Annotated in this window: 16 protein-coding genes; 10 read left to right on the forward strand and 6 right to left on the reverse strand. The window is 53.3% G+C overall.

Annotated elements, in window-relative coordinates; translation table 11 throughout:
• Positions 1-358: 358 nt before the first annotated feature.
• Positions 359-1279, reverse strand: coding sequence for a LysR substrate-binding domain-containing protein (locus WM40_RS12060; RefSeq protein ID WP_162199065.1), 921 nt, complete (start codon positions 1277-1279; stop codon positions 359-361).
• 213 nt (positions 1280-1492) lie between these two features.
• Between WM40_RS12060 and WM40_RS12065 the strand changes: the two genes are divergently transcribed.
• From WM40_RS12065 to WM40_RS12080, 4 genes are all read left to right on the forward strand, one after another.
• Positions 1493-2668 (forward strand): MFS transporter, encoded by a 1176-nt coding sequence (locus WM40_RS12065; RefSeq protein WP_024903122.1) that lies wholly within the window; start codon positions 1493-1495, stop codon positions 2666-2668.
• 99 nt (positions 2669-2767) lie between these two features.
• Positions 2768-4249, forward strand: coding sequence for a carotenoid oxygenase family protein (locus tag WM40_RS12070; RefSeq protein WP_046152983.1), 1482 nt, complete (start codon positions 2768-2770; stop codon positions 4247-4249).
• A 164-nt stretch (positions 4250-4413) separates the two neighbouring features.
• A complete protein-coding gene (locus WM40_RS12075) occupies positions 4414-5868 on the forward strand; it encodes an aldehyde dehydrogenase (protein WP_046152984.1) in 1455 nt (484 codons plus the stop codon).
• 68 nt (positions 5869-5936) lie between these two features.
• The gene (locus WM40_RS12080) at positions 5937-6851 is read left to right on the forward strand and encodes a SphA family protein (RefSeq protein ID WP_024903125.1); all 915 of its coding nucleotides are present in this window, start codon (positions 5937-5939) and stop codon (positions 6849-6851) included.
• Positions 6852-7027: 176 nt separating this feature from the next.
• On the opposite strand, the gene WM40_RS32275 is transcribed toward WM40_RS12080, so the two are convergent.
• The 3 genes from WM40_RS32275 to WM40_RS12095 form a co-directional block, all read right to left on the reverse strand.
• Positions 7028-8698: a methyl-accepting chemotaxis protein gene (locus WM40_RS32275; protein ID WP_081764888.1), complete on the reverse strand. Its 1671-nt coding sequence runs from the start codon at positions 8696-8698 to the stop codon at positions 7028-7030.
• Between the two features lie 195 nt (positions 8699-8893).
• A complete protein-coding gene (locus WM40_RS12090) occupies positions 8894-9868 on the reverse strand; it encodes a PDR/VanB family oxidoreductase (protein ID WP_024903126.1) in 975 nt (324 codons plus the stop codon).
• Entirely contained in the window at positions 9865-10944 is a 1080-nt protein-coding gene (locus tag WM40_RS12095) for an aromatic ring-hydroxylating oxygenase subunit alpha (protein WP_024903127.1), read from the reverse strand. Before WM40_RS12095 ends, WM40_RS12090 begins: the two co-directional genes overlap by 4 nt.
• A 205-nt stretch (positions 10945-11149) precedes the next feature.
• Here WM40_RS12095 and WM40_RS12100 point away from each other — a divergent pair, with 205 nt between their 5' ends.
• Together WM40_RS12100 and WM40_RS12105 are read left to right on the forward strand one after the other, a co-directional pair.
• Positions 11150-11626: a MarR family winged helix-turn-helix transcriptional regulator gene (locus WM40_RS12100; RefSeq protein WP_024903128.1), complete on the forward strand. Its 477-nt coding sequence runs from the start codon at positions 11150-11152 to the stop codon at positions 11624-11626.
• Between the two features lie 585 nt (positions 11627-12211).
• Entirely contained in the window at positions 12212-12868 is a 657-nt protein-coding gene (locus tag WM40_RS12105; RefSeq protein WP_024903129.1) for a hypothetical protein, read from the forward strand.
• Between the two features lie 158 nt (positions 12869-13026).
• Here WM40_RS12105 and WM40_RS12110 read toward each other — a convergent pair whose 3' ends face one another.
• Both WM40_RS12110 and WM40_RS12115 read right to left on the reverse strand, forming a co-directional pair.
• Positions 13027-13824, reverse strand: coding sequence for an SDR family NAD(P)-dependent oxidoreductase (locus WM40_RS12110; RefSeq protein ID WP_024903130.1), 798 nt, complete (start codon positions 13822-13824; stop codon positions 13027-13029).
• Positions 13825-13956: 132 nt separating this feature from the next.
• A complete protein-coding gene (locus WM40_RS12115) occupies positions 13957-14526 on the reverse strand; it encodes a TetR/AcrR family transcriptional regulator (RefSeq protein ID WP_157684991.1) in 570 nt (189 codons plus the stop codon).
• A gap of 1254 nt (positions 14527-15780) precedes the next feature.
• Here WM40_RS12115 and WM40_RS12125 point away from each other — a divergent pair.
• The 4 genes from WM40_RS12125 to WM40_RS12140 all read left to right on the forward strand — a co-directional run bounded on the left by WM40_RS12125 (position 15781) and on the right by WM40_RS12140 (position 20776).
• A complete protein-coding gene (locus WM40_RS12125; protein WP_024903132.1) occupies positions 15781-16668 on the forward strand; it encodes a TorF family putative porin in 888 nt (295 codons plus the stop codon).
• Positions 16669-16794: 126 nt separating this feature from the next.
• Entirely contained in the window at positions 16795-17964 is a 1170-nt protein-coding gene (locus WM40_RS12130; RefSeq protein WP_046152986.1) for an MFS transporter, read from the forward strand.
• Between the two features lie 277 nt (positions 17965-18241).
• Positions 18242-19549: an aminotransferase class III-fold pyridoxal phosphate-dependent enzyme gene (locus WM40_RS12135; RefSeq protein ID WP_046152987.1), complete on the forward strand. Its 1308-nt coding sequence runs from the start codon at positions 18242-18244 to the stop codon at positions 19547-19549.
• Positions 19550-19714: 165 nt separating this feature from the next.
• Entirely contained in the window at positions 19715-20776 is a 1062-nt protein-coding gene (locus tag WM40_RS12140) for an NAD-dependent epimerase/dehydratase family protein (RefSeq protein WP_046152988.1), read from the forward strand.
• Positions 20777-20814 lie beyond the last annotated feature (38 nt).

Genomic DNA, 20814 nt, shown 5'->3' on the forward strand with positions numbered 1-20814 from the left:
CCGGGACTAATTCCGGGGTACGGTCACATTTGGAACGGACTCTACATCATTCGCGTACTAATCGCGGGGAGCAGGTCAAACAGGTTTTTCGCACGTCAAGGAAGATGTATTGACGAGAATTACGTGCAATCATTTTTTATGAATCTTTTGCGTTTCACCCTAGATGTTCAGGTCGGATCTTCCAGAAAATTCGCATAAGATTCACATTGGTTTTGAAAATTTTACGTCTCTTCCCAGTAGTTCAATAAGGTCAAAGATGTGCCACCGCTCTGCACAGTGGTCTACCTTGCCTTCACCGAGATGATTGCTTTTGCCGAGACACACCCGCAGCACGGATCATTATGCGCAGGATACTAATCTACCCCTGGCCAATGACCGGCAGTGCGAGCGCAAATTCGATTATGCGTTTTCTGAGCCATGCATGAGCGGGGTCGTGGTCGAGATGGCGTGGCCATACGAGCGTCTCGACAATTCTTGGCATACCGAGCGGCACGTCTCGCACGACAACCGGCAAGTATCGAGCGAAATGTGCTGCCAGCCGGCCGTACATGGTGGCTGTGCGTTGCGTTCCAACAATGAGATGCCCAAGTGTACTGAAGTTATCGACAGTTGCTTCAATACGCCGTTCCTGCCCGTAATGCTGTTTGAACCAATCCTCAAAAGCCACGGCCCGGGAATCCCCAAACCGGACGGCGACATGTCCGAGGCCAAGATAGTCGTTTATATCCATTTGACTTTCGGCCATTGCGTGCCCCGACCATAGCAGGCACACATGCTCATCATCGAACACCACTTGTTGGGGATGGGGGAGCGTAGTGGCGTATTGCTGAGGCACGAACAGCAAATCAATCATTGCCCTATCTAGTGACTCCTCCAACCCGGGTGGCGGATTTCGAATGTCCAGTGTCACGCCGGGCGCTTCTTTTGCGAGTTCCTGCATCAGTGCCGCCAACAACACGGTGGTGACATAATCTGACGCGCCAATACGGAAACTGCACCGTGCACGGGCTGGGTCAAAACTTGAGCGATAGGAAAGGGTCACCCTCGCCTCGTTCAACGTGTCTCGAACTGGCTGAAGAAGGGTTTTTCCTAATGGACTTAGCACCAGTCCGCGACCAACGGGAACAAGCAATTCATCGTCGAAATAATCACGGAGCCTTGCTAATGCAGCACTGGCTGCCGATTGTCCCACATGCATGCGGGCGGCGGCATGCGTGACGTTGCACTCTTCGAGTAAGGCTTCGAGCGCAATAAGAAGATTAAGGTCGAAGCGATCCAAGCGCATTGAGGACAAGAAAGCTAAAAAGAAAAACGTTAGAACCTAGCGGCAGCACCTCAAACGGAGGTATCGATGCTGTCGATGCCAGTGACCAATACGATTGGTTTCCCATTATAGACCGCCATCCCTAATATGACTCTTATAAAGCGTCCGGGGTCCCGTCGTAGCGGACATCGAACTAAAAACAAGCGTTGTACGTGATTGGAGACAAGCATGACTACCCCGGACACCCTCGGCGGGCGATTCACCTTAACCATAGCGCATGTCGTAGGCATGATCGATATGGTTGCGCTGCCTATCTGGGTTGGCACACTGATGCAGTACAACCATTTCAGGCCGGCTCAAGCGGGTTTTGTCGTTACGCTATTTCTTCTCGGCGCATTAACCACGAGTATTTTATGTGCGCCACTGTTCAACCGACTGCCCCGCCGCTGGGCAGCGGCCGGCGGGTTTGGCATATCAGCCGCAAGTTTTGCCCTCGCCGCCCACTACTCCATCGCGTCGAACAGTTTCGCAATGATTGCCGCCTTCCATATTTTCGCTGGATTTGGGGTAGGCACGGCCCTTTCCCTCACGGATGGGAGCATCGGACGAAGTGCGAATCCTCATCGACTTTTTGGCATCGTCAATGTGATGCTTGGTTTGTCCGCATTGCTGTTCTTGGGTATTGTTTCAAAGTGGGTTGCAAGCGGTGGTTCCCCTGTCCTTTTCACGGTCTTCGCAATAATGATGGCCTGCGCGGCAACCGCAGTTCTTTTGGCATTCCCAACGGTACTCCCTAGGGACGACGATGCGAAGCAATTGCGGTTAGAGCGTATACCACCAGCAGTCTGGTTGCTAGTCGGGGTAGTGATATGCATCACGTTGACGCAGGCCATGGTGTTTAGCTTCATGGAGAGGGTCGGCATCTCTAAAGGCTTCACCGCGCAACAAGTGCACCTTGTACTGGTTTCACTAGGATTCGCCAACTTGCTACCGGGATTCCTGGCGGCCGCTTTGCAGCGGCGCATCAACCCGCTAGCAGTCGGCATGATCGGACCGCTAGCGCAAGCCACGCTCGCTGTCATCTTGTCGCAGAGTACCAGCTTCTGGCCCTACGCGGTTGCGTCCGTGATCTTCGTGCCGGTGCTAATTTTCACCCACACGTTTCTCTTCGGCCTCATCACCCGTCTCGATACAACTGGACGAACCGCGGCAGCGACGCCAGCAATGACAATGGCAGGAGCTTGTATCGGACCAGCATTCGGCGGAGTTATCGTTCAAGCGATCGGATATACCGGCCTTGGGATGGCAGCTTGTCTACTTTCGTTCGTGGCGATCGTGCTGATGGTTCTCGTCCGCCATAACATTCGCAACAAAACTGCGCAGCTGGTACGCGTGCAAGTTTGAATACCTGCTGGCAAACACCAACCAGCGACGTGCTTTTGTATTAGCGCGGAATCTTCTTATCACACGACTATTACCTGATACGACTAAGGAAAGTGCATCATGGATTCGCAGAAAACAAACCCCATCCGTTTCCCCGACGACGTCGTGTTTCAGGGCTACGCGGCGCCTGTTCGCATAGAAGCCGATGTCTATGATTTAGAAGTAATTGGGCAGATCCCAACAGCGCTAAACGGCGCCTTTTTCCGCAACAGTGCGGACCATTGTTATCCACCTCTTCTAGGCAAGGATATTTTTCTGAACGGAGACGGCATGGTGCATTGCGTCCGATTTGAAAATGGACATGCGGATCTGAAAACCCGTTTTGTTCGAACTGAAAAATTTCGGCTTGAAAGACTGGCAAGGCGCGCCCTTTTCGGCGCTTATCGCAATCCTTACACCGATGATCCGAAAGTTTTCGGCCGTGATAACAATACGGCGAACACCTCTATCTTGTGGCATCACGGTAAGCTGTATGCGCTCAAAGAGTCCGGGCGGCCATATGAGCTTGATCCGAACACCCTGGATACATTGGGCGAGCGGGACTTTAACGGTGCGTTAAAGAGTCGAACCTTTACGGCACATCCTAAGGTCGATCCGCAAACAGGCGAATGCATTGCTTTTGGATACAACACCGAAGGCGTTCCGGATAACTGGATCGAAGTCTATACAATCGATCCCGACGGGATACTCGCACGCACCGAGCGGTTTCAAGCGCCATATTGTTCTATGGTTCACGATGTACTCGTATCGCGTAATTACATCGCGTTTGTGATCTGCCCGATGACCAGTGAACTCGAGAGAATCAAGCGTGGAGAACCTTACTGGCATTGGGACAATACAAAAAGCACGTTCGTAGCGGTGATCCCACGTAAAGAAGGGGTCAGCGCTATCCGATGGTTCAAAAGTTCAAGACGGGTTTTCCAGACGCATACTTTTAATGCGTGGGAAGAAGATGGCCCGCATGGTGTTCGCCTGCATCTTGAACACTTCATCACGGAGTCGGGCTGGCTTAGTCAGTTCCCTGACCTGTACGATCCCGCCGCTGAAGAGAAGCCACCGTTCGGCGAGCGCTGGACGCTGGAACTTGGACTTCCGGGAGATCACTTCGAGACAACACGTTTTATCCAGCACATTGGTGAAATGCCGGTGGTTGATCCGCGTTACGCTATGCGAAAAACACGCCACTATTGGTTTGGAACAAGCAACCCGGCTCTGGGCCCCATGCTGCCGTGGGGGCCCAAAGGGCCGCCATTCACCTGTCTAGGGTACTTGGATAACGAGGTTGGAAAACTTGATTTTTGGTATGCCGGCCCGGACGCATCACCTGAAGAACCGCATTTCGTACCTCGTAGCCCGGACGCCGTGGAGGGAGACGGCTGGCTGCTCAGCATGGTGGGCCGGCGTGCCGACAATCGCACTGATTTGGTAATCCTGGATGCGTTGCGACTCGGTGCCGGCCCGGTTGCAACCATAAGGTTCCCCTGTCGGGTGCATGAAGGATTTCACGGACTTTGGGTTAGCGCTTCGGCGCTTGGCTGGTAAAACGCAACCCTACGCATTTCTCACTCCATGAAGCGCTGGGTGCTTCTTAGGCGCAGCATCACGCTTGAGCCTTGAGAAAACTCCGAAAACGGCAGATATGGATTGCTTTCCGTCAATGAACTTGGAAAAACATTTACTTCATAGATGTATAACACAGACAGAATATGAGATCGATTGTTCAGATGTTCGTTAGTGGCCAAAATAGAGGGGCAAGCAACGGTGCTACTTTCGAGCGTCGCAACCCGTTAGATGGTGAGCTAGCCTCGTTGGCCCCGGCAGCCACGCTGGAGGATGCGACAGCCGCGGTACAGGCCGCCTCCTCGGCATTTCCCGCATGGGCAGCACTAGGCGTACGTGAGAGGCGTATGTTGCTGCTCACCGCTGCGGATGTGTTGAAATCATATACATCAGATTTTACGGCGGCAATGGCCGCCGAGACAGGGGCCTCGAATCAGTGGGCTTCGTTCAACGTGGAACTCGCTGCTGAAATAATGCGTGAGGCGGCGGCACTCGTTACCCGAATTGATGGACAAGTTATCCCGTCTGATACGCATGGTTGCCTCTCCATGGCAATACGCCAGCCAGCAGGTGTCGTTCTGGGCATCGCGCCGTGGAATGCTCCCGTGATACTTGGCGTACGAGCGCTAGCCACACCGCTTGCATGCGGCAATACGGTAGTCCTAAAAGGAAGCGAACTGTGCCCAGCAACGCATAGCCTAATCGTTCAGGCATTACATCAGGCCGGGTTTCCTGCCGGTGTCGTGAACTTTCTAACGAATGCACCATCGGATGCTGGTGCGATCGTGGAAAAGATGGTGGCGGATCCGGCGGTTCGCCGGGTGAATTTCACGGGGTCGACCCACGTGGGCCGTCTTGTAGCGCAAATCTGTGCGCGATATCTCAAGCCAAGCGTTCTCGAACTGGGTGGAAAAGCGCCTGCGTTAATACTGGACGATGCCGACTTGGACAACGCCGTGGAAGCAATCGCCTTCGGTGCTTTTGCAAATTCAGGCCAAGTATGCATGTCCACCGAGCGCATTATCGTGGATGAGTCGATCGCGGAATCGTTCATAGCAAAACTTCGCGATCGCGTTTCCACGTTACCGATAGGTGATCCACGTCACGAGACCGTCGTACTTGGTTCAGTCGTGGACAATGCTACCGTGTACCGATGCAACGAACTTATTAGTGATGCACTTGATAACGGCGCGAAGTTGGTATGCGGCGGCATGTCTGAGACGACCCTCATGCAAGCCACGTTACTCGACCGCGTCACGCCAGCTATGAGAATCTTTCATGAGGAAACGTTTGGACCCGTCAAGGCCATCGTACGTGTTAACAGTGAGAAAGCGGCGATCGCATGCGCGAACGATACTAAGATGGGATTGTCTTCGGCCGTCTTCAGCCGTGACGTTGCCCGCGCCTTGCGGGTCGCTCGCCGGCTTCGAACTGGCATTTGCCACATTAACGGCCCAACCGTTCAAGACGAGGCGCAAGTACCGTTTGGCGGTATAAACGACTCTGGTTGGGGTCACTTCGGAGGGCAGGCAGGCATCGACGCCTTCACGGATCTACGTTGGATGACGGTAAAAAACACGACGGGAGACAACGTTTTCTGACCTATCGAACACCGTTCATGCATATCGATTCAAGAATATAAAAAGTAAAAATATTATTGGAGACAAGAATGAACATCGTGAAGAAAGTGGCGATCACAGTCTGTTCGGTGACCACGGCCATATTTTCACCTTTGACTTTAGCACTAGAGGGAGGCGTTTCATCTTATCCCGCCGGCGCGGCCGGCAATAACATTGCATCAATGCCTCCTGTATCAGGTCTTTTCGCGTTACAACAATTCAATTACGCATTCTCCAACGGACTTTATGGAAACGACGGCAAGAAGTTGCCGATCAGATTCCATTCTTCCAGTTTTTCGGCAACGACTCGCCTGCTGTTTGCCTATCCGGTGACGTTTCTAGGAGCAAATGTCTACTCCCAGTTGGTCTTGCCGGTCGTGTCACTTCACACAAACGTCGCTGGGAATAGGATGACACAGAACGGCTTATCTAACATTACCCTTTCGCCAGTAATCTTGAAATGGAACTGGTCATATCTTGCGATTTCTCCGGGGTTTGATTTCGTATTCGCAACGGGCTCCTACAGTGCTTCGAAACCAAGTGTCTCGGTAGGATACAGCTCAATCCAGCCAGTATTATCAATACGATACGACGTTCCCAACGGCTTTGATGTTGGTGTCTCGAATCATCTGATGTTCAACCAGAAAAACGGGGACACCGGCTACCGATCGGGAACCGCATATATCGGCGAGTTCCAAGCGGGTTGGCATTTCAATAAATGGGAGGTTGGGGTCGTTGGCGCATATCTAAACCAGTTTACCGATGATCGGATAAACGGTGTCATCGTTGCTGCCAACGGATATCGAACGCGTACCCTTGCCTTGGGCCCGTCGATTGTCTACGACGCGGGGGCCTTTAAAATCAATTTCAATTACCAGCAAGGTATTTATGCAGCCAATGCATCGAAAGGTAACAGCGCCTGGGTAAATCTGACAGTACCGTTACGGGTACTGACCGGGCGATGACCCTGTAGTATGCCCCAACCGTGACCCGATCGACCTCGTGCTAGGGACAGTTGGGCAGGCTGCGGTCCGATCCAAGAGGATGACTGGATTTGCTGCGGTTGGACTTTGCCGTTGCTGATAGCATGACGCGTCTCACCCGTCAGTTCGATGCAAAGCGGCGCTTGATCCGGATATGTTTATTCAACAATCCGAAAAACCTGCACAAGATTAGCCATTGAAGCAGACTGCGTGGCCATCGATTGCGCGGCAGCGGCAGCCTCCTCGACCAACGCAGCGTTTTGCTGCGTTGCGCCATCCATCTGCGCTATGGCCTCGTTGATTTGCTCGATGCCGTGAAGCTGTTTCTGAGACGCTGTCGTAATCTCGCCCATGATGTCGGCGACTTGTTGCACTGATCGGACGACAAGACTGATCGATGCGCCAGCGTGCGAGACCAACGTGGAACCGGCATCCACACGCCTCATGGACTCAATAATCAGTGATTTGATTTCCTTGGCGGCGTCCGCACTACGCGTGGCCAAGGTTCGTACTTCGCCGGCAACCACGGCGAATCCGCGTCCTTGTTCTCCTGCTCTTGCCGCTTCCACCGCCGCGTTTAGCGCGAGAATGTTCGTCTGGAAAGCGATACTCTCGATTACCGTGATGATTTCCGAGATCTTTTTTGAACTCTCCGCAATGCCCTCCATCGTGATGACCACCTCTTCCACAACCTGTCCTCCCTGCTTCGCCTGTTCCGATGCCGTATGCGCCAGCTTGTTTCCTTGTTCCGCGCCTTCCGTATTGTGCTTTACCGTTGCGGTGAGTTGATCCATGTTGGACGCAGTTTTCCCCAACGATGCTGCTTGTTGTTCGGTCCTTTGACTAAGGTCGGTGTTGCCTGAAGAAATCTCCGATGCGCCAGTTGCAATGCTTTCACTGGTATCACGCACTTTGTGTACGATATCGCGTAATGCACTATTCATTCTATTAAGGGACCGCATGAGCGTTGCCGTTTCATCGTGCCCAGTCACCGGAATCGCCGTAGTCAAATCACCTTGTGCAACGCGTTCAGCAACGGAACATGCGTCAGCAATCGGCCGGGTGATGGCACGAATGAGATACCACGCCATGATAAATGTCGCAGGGACACCAAACGCTAAAGCAATAAAAGTGTAGATGATCGTAGTCCGGTAAGCGTCATGCGCTTGGCGTGCGGATTCCGTTCCTCCCATGCGCTTGATGGCAATATCACGTTCAATTGCCTTGGACACTTGGGCGAAGACGTCCACTGACATTTGCCCAGCAATTTTCCTTGCTTCGCCAAATCGGGCTTCTCCTGCTTCCGCAGCAGCGATCATCGCCTTATTGACCTCCAGATATTTCACCCATTCGCGCTCTATATTATCCGCGACGGCCTTCTCTTCCCGTGAAGCGATCAGGGCAAGGTAACGTTGCCAGACAACGGCGTATTGCTCGACTTTTGCGGAAACCTTTTTTATCGCATCACGCTTACGCGCCGGGTCCTCCTCGAGAACCGAACGCAAACCAGCGCGTCGAACGTCATTTGCCGAGGCTGCCAGTTCACCCAGTATCTGAATACTCGGCAGCCATTTCTCGCTCATCGCCAACGCTGTGACATTCATAGTTTGCGTTTGTCGAAGCGATAACGCTGCCAAGGCACAAAGAATCAGGCAAGAAAACACATATCCGAGCAGCAATTTTGACGCCAGGGTACGAGTATTTAATAGGTGCATGTTTATCTCCAAACGACTTCTTTGGAAACTTAACGGACGAAAAGGAACTTGCTGAAGTGTTGTTGGCAAATTTTTTAAGAAATGGCTAGCGCGTTTTTCGCTTGCGTACGCCATTAATCAGCCAACTCACGCAAAGCAACGTGCCTTCGCCGAATGCCGTCGGTGCCCATTACGAGATGCGCATCCTCGATCGGAAGATTTATTATTTCTTGTAAACCCTTGGGCTTCTTAACCGCGTGACATTGCTTTTACAGATAACATCGTTGCGCCTTAGGGAACGAGGCACCGCGCCGATCGTTTCTTCGGTTGCTAGAGATCCAATACGAGCACTGGCGAACGAGCGCGCGAGCAGCATGGCAGGAAGTAGTCCCCAGCCGCTTTTTCTTCGTCGGTCAGGTAGCTGTCCCGGTGATCGGGCTGACCTTCCAAGACACGTGTCATGCACGTGCCACACACGCCCTGCTCACACGATGTCACCACGTCCACGCCTTGTCTCGCGAGTGACTCGACGACCGAGCATCCAGGAGGCACCTCTACCAACATGCCATTGCTCGCAATGCGCACGTGAAACGTGGTCTCTTCATGCGAATGCGCTTTGGCATCCGCCCCCGAGAAAAATTCTCGATGCAACCGATGATCAGCCCAGCCTTGTGATTGTGCTTCGGCCAGCACAGCCTCCATGAAGCCGCGCGGGCCGCAGACATAGAGATGCGTGTCTGGGGGGGCCGCCGCGATTACGGCGCCGACATCGAGAGCTTGTGGCGCGCCTGCATCGTCGAAATGATACTGTACTCGCTCGCGAAACGCGGCGGCTGTCAGCCGCTCTTTGAACGCCGTTAGCTCACGCGAACGCGTGCAGTAGTGCATGTCAAACGATGCGCCCTGGCTTGCAAGATATTCGGCCATGGCTAGGATCGGCGTCACGCCGATTCCCCCGGCGATCAACAGATGATGCCGGGCTGCCCCTGCCTCGACAGGAAAATGATTACGCGGCGCGCTAATCCGGATCAGATGGCCCTGTTGCACCTGATCATGCATCGTTACTGATCCGCCTCGACCGTTTGCATCGCGCAATACCGCGATTTCGTAGCGGTCGTTACATGCCGGATTACTACAAAGGGAGTACTGGCGAATAAGCCCATCCGGTAGGTGCACGTCGATGTGCGCGCCTGCGTCGAAGTTCGGCAGAGGCGTGCGATCCGGGCGTCGCAGCTCGAAACAGCAGATTCCGTGAGCCTCGTCCCATTTACGCACCACTTCGACCGTCAGCATAGTGTCATTCACGAAGCCTCCTTTGACGATACGATTGGCACCGGGGCGTGTCCGAATTGTTGAGACCTCTCCTCCGCCAGCAAACGGTCGATCACCTTGCGAGACAGTACGCCGCCGGCATCGATGTTGAGCTTCAGTAGCGCACGCTCTGGCCAGGCCAGAAGGTTCTGCTGCTGTCGCTCAAGTATTTCCAAATCTTCGGCAAAGATTTTTGCTTGTCCTTCGCGAATCTGCGCCGTCAGATCGACGTCGTCTGGCCGGAAGCTACGCGCCATGCCCCAAAAATACCAGATCGACGTTTCCGTTTCGGGTGTGATGAAATCGACAACGATGGACGACGCCTTGCGCTCCGTGGGCGCTTCGTAGCCGCCATGTCCCGCATGCGCAACACCCACCTCGATCATGACGTGACTCGGTGGCGTGAAGCGGCAGATCTGCCAGCGATCGACCGGCACGTCGTCGGCGAGGCCGTTGCCGCGTAGCGCCATTTGCCAGAAAGGCGGTGCCGCGATGTTACGCATGAAGCGGCTCGTCACCACTTCATCGCCGTGACTGGTGGTCTTCGGCGGTGCCTCGTCGATTTCCTTCTGGCCTATGCTGCCGGCATGCACATAGGTTTCGTGCGTCAAGTCCATCAGGTTGTCGATCATCAGCCGGTAGTCGCAGCCGATATGATATAGCCCACCGCCATATGCCCAGCCCGGGTCTGTCGCCCAGGGCAGTGAACACCGCTTCGTAGGATCTGCCCGCGAGGCCTCGCCTGGCCACACCCAGACAAAACCGTCTCGTTCGAGCGCCGCATAGCGCTTTACTGCCGGAAAGCCCGCGACCCGTTGCCCCGGCATTGACGCCACCTTGCCATCGCAGCCCATCTCCAGGCCATGATAGCCGCAGACTAGCTTGCCATCGCGGACGAATCCAAGCGACAGCGGCGCGCCGCGATGCGGACAGAAATCCTCAAGGACAACTACCTCGCCAGCCGCGTCACGGTAAAACACCATCTGCTCGCCGCAGATCCGCCGTCCCAGAGGCTTGCCATCGAGCTCGTCTGGTGTGCATGCGACGTACCACGCATTTTTAAGAAACATGGCTCTGCTCTCCTCCTGATATAGATGCGGTTCGATTCGAGCAATACGAACCGTACACAGCAATCGTCACATTCGGTACACTGAATGTGAATCAGTGTACTGAGTGCGGAGGTACTCGGCAACGCGAGTGGCATGCGGGTTTTCCCTAAAAACAATCGCGTTGCCGTACAAGCGGCTCAGCGAATAATTATCTGCTTACCTTGCCATGAATGAACGAAATGTTCGCAATGCGCCGCGTTCGCCGATGCAACTGTATGAAGAACCCGGTCATTTGATCCGGCGCGCAAATCAGATCGCCGTCGCGATGTTTTATGAAAAGCTCGGGCGCGACATCACGCCAGTACAGTACGCGGTACTGCGCATGCTGGCAGAGCATCCGGGACTTGATCAGGTGACGCTGGCACAGAAGACCGCCCTTGACACATCGACGACGGCTGATATAGCGGCGCGCCTTGAAAGCAAGGGGTGGATCGTCCGGCAAATATTGCCACGCCGTCAGCGCAGCCTTGCGCTGACGGCGAAAGGTGAGGCCTTGCTCGAACGCTTGACGCCGTTGCTGCACGATCTGCGCGACAACCTGTTTCAAGGCTTGCGCGAAGAAGAGGCCTTTGATCTGATGCGCTTGCTGACCAAGTTTGTTCATCTTAATAACGAGCAAAGCCGGGCACCACTCAAGGCATAGTCTGGACGAAGCGCGGCTTTCTTTCGTCGACGTGGAGCGCAATGTTGCCGCCTAGGCGAGTTGAATCCGGCCAACGCTATCACTACTCCCCAAGCTGGTAAAACATCACATTGAAAAGCAGTGGATTCTATTTTTTTCGAAATAGCGTGAAATCGAAGAGCGCTTATGCCGAGCGGTCTAAATAGTGCCAAAATTACACGTTTCCCCTTACTGAAAATTCCATACTTTCGTTTAATCGTTTTAAGTAGGATGCGGGCGTGGCTTAATGACTGGCATGTGAAACGACCACTGTGGCAATTACGCAGATGTATAAAAAACGACATCCACCCAACGTATATCGAGAATTCTTGACAGTTACATTTAGGTCGTTGAAAGTTACATTAAGGCGTCCTCTTGCCATTCGACTACAGCAATCCCTTTACATCCTCTTTTTCTAACGTTCTGTTTTCACGAAGCATCCCACTTGTTTTCGCGGGTGGATTCGCTTAGTCGGCCGTTTTGGGAAGGCGAAAGCACATCGCCGTCCTTTTTCATGTTGCTTAGCGCCGTATTTACGGCTGCAATTCTTGTTCGAAGGAATAAATAATGAATAAGCGCTGCATTAATACGATGTTCGTGCTTCTTGGAGGCATTGCGTCCGTGGCTTACGCCGATGGGCCAGTCGAGGATTACGATCACAGCAGTCCTGCCGTAGCACGCACGCTGTCACCTGGTGAATATCTGGTCAATGCAGACGGTGCTCAGGAAGATCCCGAACACCGGATGAGCGATGTGGCAAGAGCTTACCGGAATGGATTGATCGCGGGGCGGAAGGAAGCGGCGGCGAAACAACAGGCTGGTAGCGTACCGCCGCTTCCTCCTGATATGCAAAGCGTCGCCGTCAAGCCGCCGCTTGTCAGTCATCGCTATGTCTATGCTGAACGCCCAACGGCACCAACGGTGCCGGCTGAACAGGAGGTCGTACAGTACCAACAGCCGCAACAACGGTTGGCGCCAGCGCCAATGCAATATATCGCGCAACAGAACGTTTATACGCAGCAGCCGTCTTACGCGGAGCCGCAGGAGTATGCCGTCGAAAGCTACGCCCCTCCTCCGCCAGTATACGTTCAGCCTGAACCGCGCTACGTCGTAGTCCAACGTCCACCGCGACGTATGTGGGCGCCGCCGATGGGCTACTGGCAAGGCGGCGGGTATTATCCACCTGAGCCGATGGGGCGCCCATATGCCTACCAGCCTTACTGATTTGGTTTGGTGACCTTCGTATCATGGCGGTATTCGACGCCGCCGGGCAACGGCTGAGCGATCGGCGACATATCGACACCTAAAGTCCCGATCGGCTTTAAGTGGATAATGACGTGACTAGCGATGCCTTGCCGGCATTGAAACACGGATCGCCTTGTTCATGAAATGTCGGTATGCCGCGTACCAAACGGCACAGGCGGAACATCCCGGCGAAGGATGCGGGTGACAATTGCTTTCGGAAGCGCGAGCGATAGTCGAACAAGAAGTCCCATTTGCCATGGAAACATCGTGTCTGCACGTTGCCGGCGCATTGCCGCCAAGATATGATCGACCGCTTTGTCTTCGGACATCTCCAGCGGGGCCGGCATGCCATCCCCTATTGTTGCCTCTGTCGCGATAAACCCGGGATAGACGGAAACGAATTTGATTCCCAGATGTCCAAACTCGACGCGACAAGCGTCGATCAATAAGCGAAGTGCGCCTTTTGCCGCGGAGTAAGGCCCTTGCAAGGGAACGCCAAGAAAACCGGCGAGCGAATTGGTTTGCACCACCATGCCCTTGGTTTGGTGGCGCATCTGCTGAAGCACGGGAAAAAGGTAGTTGACTGCAACGTCGTAATTTGAGCGCATGTAAGCATTGACTTGGTGCGCACGCATTGCGCGCATATCGATGGCTGGTGCGCCCCCCGCATTGAGTATCAATATATCGATCCTCCCATGTAACTGGAGGCAAGTATTCACAACGTGCTCTGCTGCGTGGGGACTTTCCGCATCGGCCGCATATGCTACGCAATGTCCTCCGATTCGCACAATGTCATCGGCGACTTTGTCCAGTCGGTCTTTGCGTCGCGCCGTAATAACCACACGCGCGCCTTCTGAGGCAAGCCTCAAAGCCAATATTCTTCCTATCCCCGACGACGCGCCTACAATCAGCACGACCTTTTCATCGAAATGCATTGCCCCTTCTCCAAGCCTCGAAAATACCTGCAACCAGACGACGCCGATAAGCGCATCTGAAATTGTTTGTCCGGCGGTTAGAAAAACGCGTTGTGTGGAACGCGATCTTCCGTGGTTGGCCCACCTACGAAATTACCCCTCTTTGAACTCGATATTCTCTGGAAGAAAAGTGCGGCAGTAGGACACCGCGATCAAAACACTTTCTTCCGCATATTCGTCAGTGATCGTGCGATGCTTTGTGTACGACAAGCTCCAGACTGCATCGACCAGGGTCAGCATCAGATGCCACTTCCGTTGCGCATTACGGATGACGGGCATGTGGAAGTATCGGTCATAGGCGGCTTCCATTTCCTCTGCTATCTGCTCATTGAACCCGGCTTCGGCGAGCACTAATTCCCGGGTCGCGTGCGTACCAAGAAATAGCTTTTGCATTGGAGGATTTGCGTTATATACCGCGGCCGCTCCGAGGAGGCGCTGACGCAGCAACGTCTGCCACCGACGATCCTCGGGTATTTCTAGATCGAGCGTTATTTCCCTGAAAGACTGATGATAACGCTCGGCCAGCGCAAGAAATACCGCCACGGGCGTAGGAAAAAAATGATACGCCGATGCTGGTGGCACGCCTGCTTTTTCAGCGATGTCATAGAGCCCGATGGCGTTGAGATCTTGCTCAAAGAGCAAGACATGCGCCGCATCAAGCAATGCGTTATAACGCGCAACGCTTCGCCCTTGTTGCGGTCGCTTTGGGGCATTCGCGTCTTTTTTTGTGCTGGTCGAAGTAGAACGCATTTGGTTGCGATGAATTGGTGGATGCCACGGCTTGAAAATCGCGCGAGATGGCGGCCCGCAAAGTATGGCATAAGTTCCCGTAGAAACAAAATTACTCGATAAATATCATGTTTAAAAAAGACTAGGTTCCGCCCTGGCAGCGTAGGTTGTCTCTTTGGGTTCAGGGATGGTGTGCACGTTTGTTGCCCGGTGATTGCGCAGACGGTGTTTACTTATCCCATCGACCAGCATCGTATGTAATAGCGCGGCTGAATTCGAGGCCCCTGAAAGGCGAGTCAGGCGTCGGCCATTCGGCAAAGGTGTTGTCTGACTCCGCACGGAACGTTCTCAAGTGGGGCGCCATCGCACCAAAGACGTCATCGCGGGATTCAAGATGGTGCAAGTGCGCGCGAAAGTGTCGCTTGGAAAGCCTGCCACACAAGCATCTCATATGGCACAGCATTTGCTTTTATGTCAATAAACGATATTTATCGACTTTAAATTTTCAACACGCTACGCTACACGTGCTTGGATCGAATGGGAGTGGCGCTCATGAAGCACACCTGTAGTCGGAGGGAGAAGTGAGGTAGGTTTTCTGATTCGATAAGCACGCTCGTCAAATCAGTGCGTCACCGATCGTGCATGTGCTGTTTCTAGCGATCCACATAACGACACGGCTATTTATGTCTGAATAGAGGCGCAGCGGAAGAAAAGTTGTTTACGAGTCGTGCATAAACATGAAATTCTATTCTATGAGTAGCATTACTAATTTAATTTCGCGATTGAGAAGTACTTACCAATCGGCACCCTACCGATTATTTCGCCGGTCACCTGCAGCATGTAGTCAACGAAAAAAATGGGTTCATACCTTGAAAAAATGAGCCGATCTACGTCTTTTCTTTTGGGGATTTGATGGCACACATTGCCCATACGAAGCAATAAGGTTAAGAAAAGCGTCCTATATCTTCTGACTGGATCTTTACTTACGCTTAGCAAGTAATAAAAAATGCATATGTCATCTTTGGAATGACATGTGGAAAGTCTAGGAATGAAGGCGTCCCGGATCTTCATGTCCAGGCGTTTATCGTGTGCAAATGTCTCGTGGTGCAACAAGATCGATTGCAAAGATATTACTTTTAACCCTTTCATGGCCTAGTTCTTAATAGAACGAAAATACAGGTAAACTTCATGGACACACAATATCTACGATTCGTACTACTTATTGTAATAATCCTGATCACAGGTACGAGTGCTTATGCGGATGATAACGTCGAGATAGCATCCTACTCAATTGATCGGAAAATCAGCCTTCTATCAGATATTCGCACACGAGGCACATCCGACTCCTTGAGTGGGCCGGGTGCACGGCTTGAAATTGACGTAGCTCACCAAAGCGGGTTGATCGCGCTTGCAGAGATCAATAATGTCAGCAAAAAAGTCATGACAGGGGGCGACGGGGTAGGCATGCTTTTCGCAGTGGGGTGGCGTACTGGCAACCCGGAAAAATGGCACTTCGGGATTGGGCTTGCCGCAGAGGTATTTCCCGGCGCCCAATTTTCCGCGCCGCACTCAATTGATTTGGACACCGGGACGCCTGGCGACCAACGCACCACCAACTATAACACCGACTACGCGGTACTTGAGATTGGGTATGGCAACCTCCAAGGCCGAATCATCAACGTGATTTCGCGGACATACCGCGGAGCCGATACCGGTGGCGTGTGTGGTGCAATGCTCCAGTACTCGTCGGATCCGACAAAGGCGCTGGAATGCTATGCACGAGGCGATCACGGGTCACGCGGCACCTGGTTATTCGATCTCGACTACAAATATCCGATACGCAGCGATACCACGATCACCGTGCACGGTGGCTACCAGAAGGTTGCCAACTTTCCAGAGGCGGACAGCTTTGACTACAGCATCGGGGTTTCACATGTTCGTTGGGGAATTGAGTGGCAGGCAGCCTGGACCGGTGCGATCGTAAGAACGCGAGAGCTATATCTCGTGCAGGACGGCGATTCGACCAAACGCACTTATAGGCCAACACTTGTTGTTTCGGCAACGTATCGATTCTGAAATCGGGTTACGTGGCCTGCCGCCTTCCATCATCGCGTGGCAACTTGCCCACTAACCCGTTAAATATCGATTTGTTTTTTTGAATCGGCCACAATTCAGCACGACAGCACCAAAAAGGATGCTCGCATGTCAAACCAACATCGCATTGCGCCAACTCCCGGGCAACTGATCTGCTCGTTACTCTTGGGGAGTATCGCTGTTCTTATCGTGGGGGTGCAGCCCATTCTTCTCGGTGCGCTCGTGGACGCCCACCGTCTCATGCTCGATGACGTCGGCGTAATGGCCATGGGAGAGATAATTACCTTGGGGATTGGCGCTACGATAGGAGGTGTTCTGCCTCTACGACATTTTCGCTTTATCGCTATTCTCTCCGCGATGCTTTGCGCGGTTGCCGATGTCGCGACGCCATTGGCCACAAGCGCGATGGGATTAATTGGGGCCCGCGCGCTTGCGGGGTTGGCCGAAGGAATCCTTCTCTGGACGAGCACTTGCATCATTGTTCGTACTACCGCACCGTCTCGCATTGCCGGCGTTTTCATGGTTGTCCAGACACTTGCCCAAGCTGGCGTCGCCATGCTGCTGGCAAATTTTGCCCTCCCACGGGCAGGCTGGGCCGGTGGCTTTTATTCATTGGCCATTTTGTCAACATTTGCTGCCTTTCTGGCGCTGTCCCAGCCTGCCGGCCTCGAACCGCTGCGGCGAACTGGCAACGATGCCGCACGTCGAAGCTGGACGCTCGGTAATGCATTCCCGCTGGCGGTGGTTTTCCTCGAACAGGCGACCATAGGCGCACTGTGGGCCTACTTCGATCCTTTGGGCCAAGCCATTGGACTCAATGCCCAGGCTAGCCAGACGATGGTCTCACTGGTACTGGTCGCGCAGCTATTTGGTGGCGGACTAGGAGCGCTTGCGGTCAACCGCATAAGCCCATTACCTGGTTTGACGTTGAGTTGCATGCTGCTTACGGGCGTTGCACTCGGGATACAGGCACTCGGCTATGGCGAGTCGACGCGATTCATGCTTCTAGCGATGCTTTTAGGTTTTGTCTGGGTATTTTCATTTCCTTTCCAGATTGAGCTTTGCTTTAAAGCGGATCCTACGGGAAATGTTGCCACCATGGTTCCGGCCGCGCAATTGTTAGGCAGTGCGTTTGGGCCGTTGATAGCGTCCTTCGTAATCGTCGGCGACGACGCACGGCCTGCCACGCAAATCAGCCTGATTTTTGGCGTACTTGCAATCACCTTGCTTTTGACCGGCTGGCGCCTCACTACCCGAGCCTGGCGGCGAAGCGCTTAGACGCAGACCTTCCCTTTAGACAAGACCAGGGAACATCATCGGCCCCAAAACAGGGCAAATCGCACCGATCAAGTGCGGCCGCACCAAAAAATCTTTTTTAAACATACAAATGCCTCGATCTGGGCGTCTTTTTAGCCCTATTTGACGAAGGTCGCGCCGCTTTTGTTCCAAAAATGCCAGGCACAGATAATGCCAAGCAATCTAAAACCGATAAATATCGGTTTTAGATTGCTTGCTACGTAGCGAAACTTTATTACGAACATATCAGGTGAAGCTTATGAATTGGTCCCAAAAGCAAGATCTCGATCTACGCGAGCGTGCACAAGCAGTGATTCCCGGGGGCATGTATGGCCACATGCATACGGCGCTGCTGCCCAAAGAATATCCGCAGTACATCCGCCAGGGCAAAGGGTGTCATATCTGGGATTATGACGGGCATGAGTATATCGATTACATGTGCGGTTACGGTCCGAACCTGCTCGGCTACGGTCATGCAACAGTAGAGTCGGCCGTCCAGGCACAACTTGTGGAGGGAGATGTGCTCACCGGACCAAGCGCCGTGATGATCGAGGCGGCGGAGACGTTTGTTTCAATGGTCTCTCATGCTGCATGGGCGATGTTCTGTAAGAATGGCACCGATGCCACCACCATGGCGATGGTCATGGCGCGTGCACATACAGGACGAGAGATTATTCTCGCCGCCCGCGACGCTTATCACGGCGCTGCGCCGTGGTGTGTGCCGCCATTGTTCAGTACTGGCACCCTCCCACAGGATCGCGCCAGTATCGTGTACTACGATTATAACGATCCGGAAAGCCTGACTGACGCCTTCAAAGCGCACGACGGCAAGATTGCCGCGGTTTTCGCCGCGCCATTCCGTCATGACACGTTTCGTGATCAGGAAGAGCCGGACGCCGAATATGCAAAAGCCGCCCGCCGCCTGTGTGATGAAAACGGCGCGCTACTTGTCATCGACGATGTACGGGCTGGATTCCGGCTGGCCCGCGACTGCAGCTGGTCAACTGTGGGCGTAGAGCCGGACCTGAGCTGTTGGGGAAAATGCATCGCCAATGGTCACCCCATTTCCGCTGTTCTAGGGCGGGAGCATGTACGCGCTGCCGCGTCACGAATATTCGTGACGGGCTCTTTCTGGTTCGCCGCTGCACCGATGGCCGCGGCGGTGGCCACGCTCAAAATCATTCGCGACACCGATTACTTGGAACGGATCATCGCGGCCGGACAAGCGTTGCGAACCGGCCTCCATGAACAAGCTCTGTCACATGGATTTATTCTCAAGCAGACAGGCCCCGTGCAAATGCCTCAGATCCTATTCGAGGACGATGCCGATTTTAGCAAAGGGTATGCGTGGGTAACGGAATGCATCAAACGTGGCGTCTATTTGCATCCTTATCACAACATGTTTTTATCAACTGCCCATACGCCACAGGACATCACCAAGACGCTCGCGTCGACCGACGAGGCATTTGAAGTGTTGGCGAAGATGCAGCATCTCGACGCAATTCCTCCAGCCTATCCGCTAGCGCCCCTATTCGAGAAATACATGGCAAGCCTTACCGCCGAGTAACAGTCCATGAGACATGGTCGGCCACGTTAGTTGGCGGTCGACTGCAGCCGACGAGTATTGCGTCTGTACGTGTGTGACTCGTCAGTCTCTCGACCACGTTTGGTCGCGAATACCGTAGATGCGCTTGTCGATAAGAAAATCACGAGAATAAAACGGAACTAAAATATGTCTGACTATCCTCAGCGCGTTGCCGTCACCGGTGGTAGTGGATTTATTGCTTGTCACCTTATCCAGCAACTTTTATCGCGCGGATTTCACGTCAATACCACTGTTCGAAATCTATTTAGTACTGGAAAAGTCAAACCACTTCAGATCCTGCAACAACGCTATCCAGGAATGCTTAAGTTGTTCGAAGCGGACCTGCTGAAACATGGATCGTTCGATGCTGCATTAAAAGATTGTGCCGTGCTACACCATGTCGCGTCACCGTTTCTATTACCAGAAAAAATCACCGATGGCCAAAGGCAGTTGATTGACCCGGCTTTGCTCGGTACCCGCAACGTTCTTCAAACCGTCAACCGCACTACCAGCATCCGTCGCGTCGTTCTCACGTCCACTATTGGTGCAATTTTTGGTGATTACATCGACGTGATGAAAATGACGAACCAAACTTTATCGGAGAAATACTTCAACACGTCCAGCTCCGTAGAAAATAATCCGTACCACTACTCGAAAGTGCTTGCCGAACAAGAGGCGTGGAAAATTCATGGCGCGCAAAGCCATTGGTCCATGGTTGTCATCAATCCAGGCATGGTCCTTGGCCCCTCGCTTACACCAAACTCGGAGTCCGGCAGCCTTTTCCTTCTTGACGAAATGCTAAGGGGATATTTCTTTTATGGCGTTCCAGATCTCAGTCTTGGTAGCGTGGACGTCCGAGAAGTTGCGGCGGCCCACATCAATGCGGCGACCAATGAAAATGCCAGTGGTCGATATATATTGGCTGAGAAAAAAATGATTTCACTTCTCGAGATTGCACACATCCTCCGGGAGACCCACCACCGTCCCATCGTCCTGCCACGCAACCAGATTCCTCATGTATTGGTCAAGCTTATAGGCCCTTTCTTTGGCTTGAGCCAGCAGTACATTCGCAATCATGTCGGCATTCGATTCGCCATCGACAACACGCGTAGCATCCGCGACTTGGGTATTGTCTATCGTCCCATCGAGGAAACGTTGACCGACCATTACTACAGTTGGCGAACGCAGCGTATGTCTTCGAGTAACTAAGCGACGTCAACGTCGTCCTATTTTAACGAGCCTTGAGG

It is taken from the genome of Robbsia andropogonis (assembly GCF_000970345.1).
GTDB lineage: Bacteria > Pseudomonadota > Gammaproteobacteria > Burkholderiales > Burkholderiaceae > Robbsia > Robbsia andropogonis.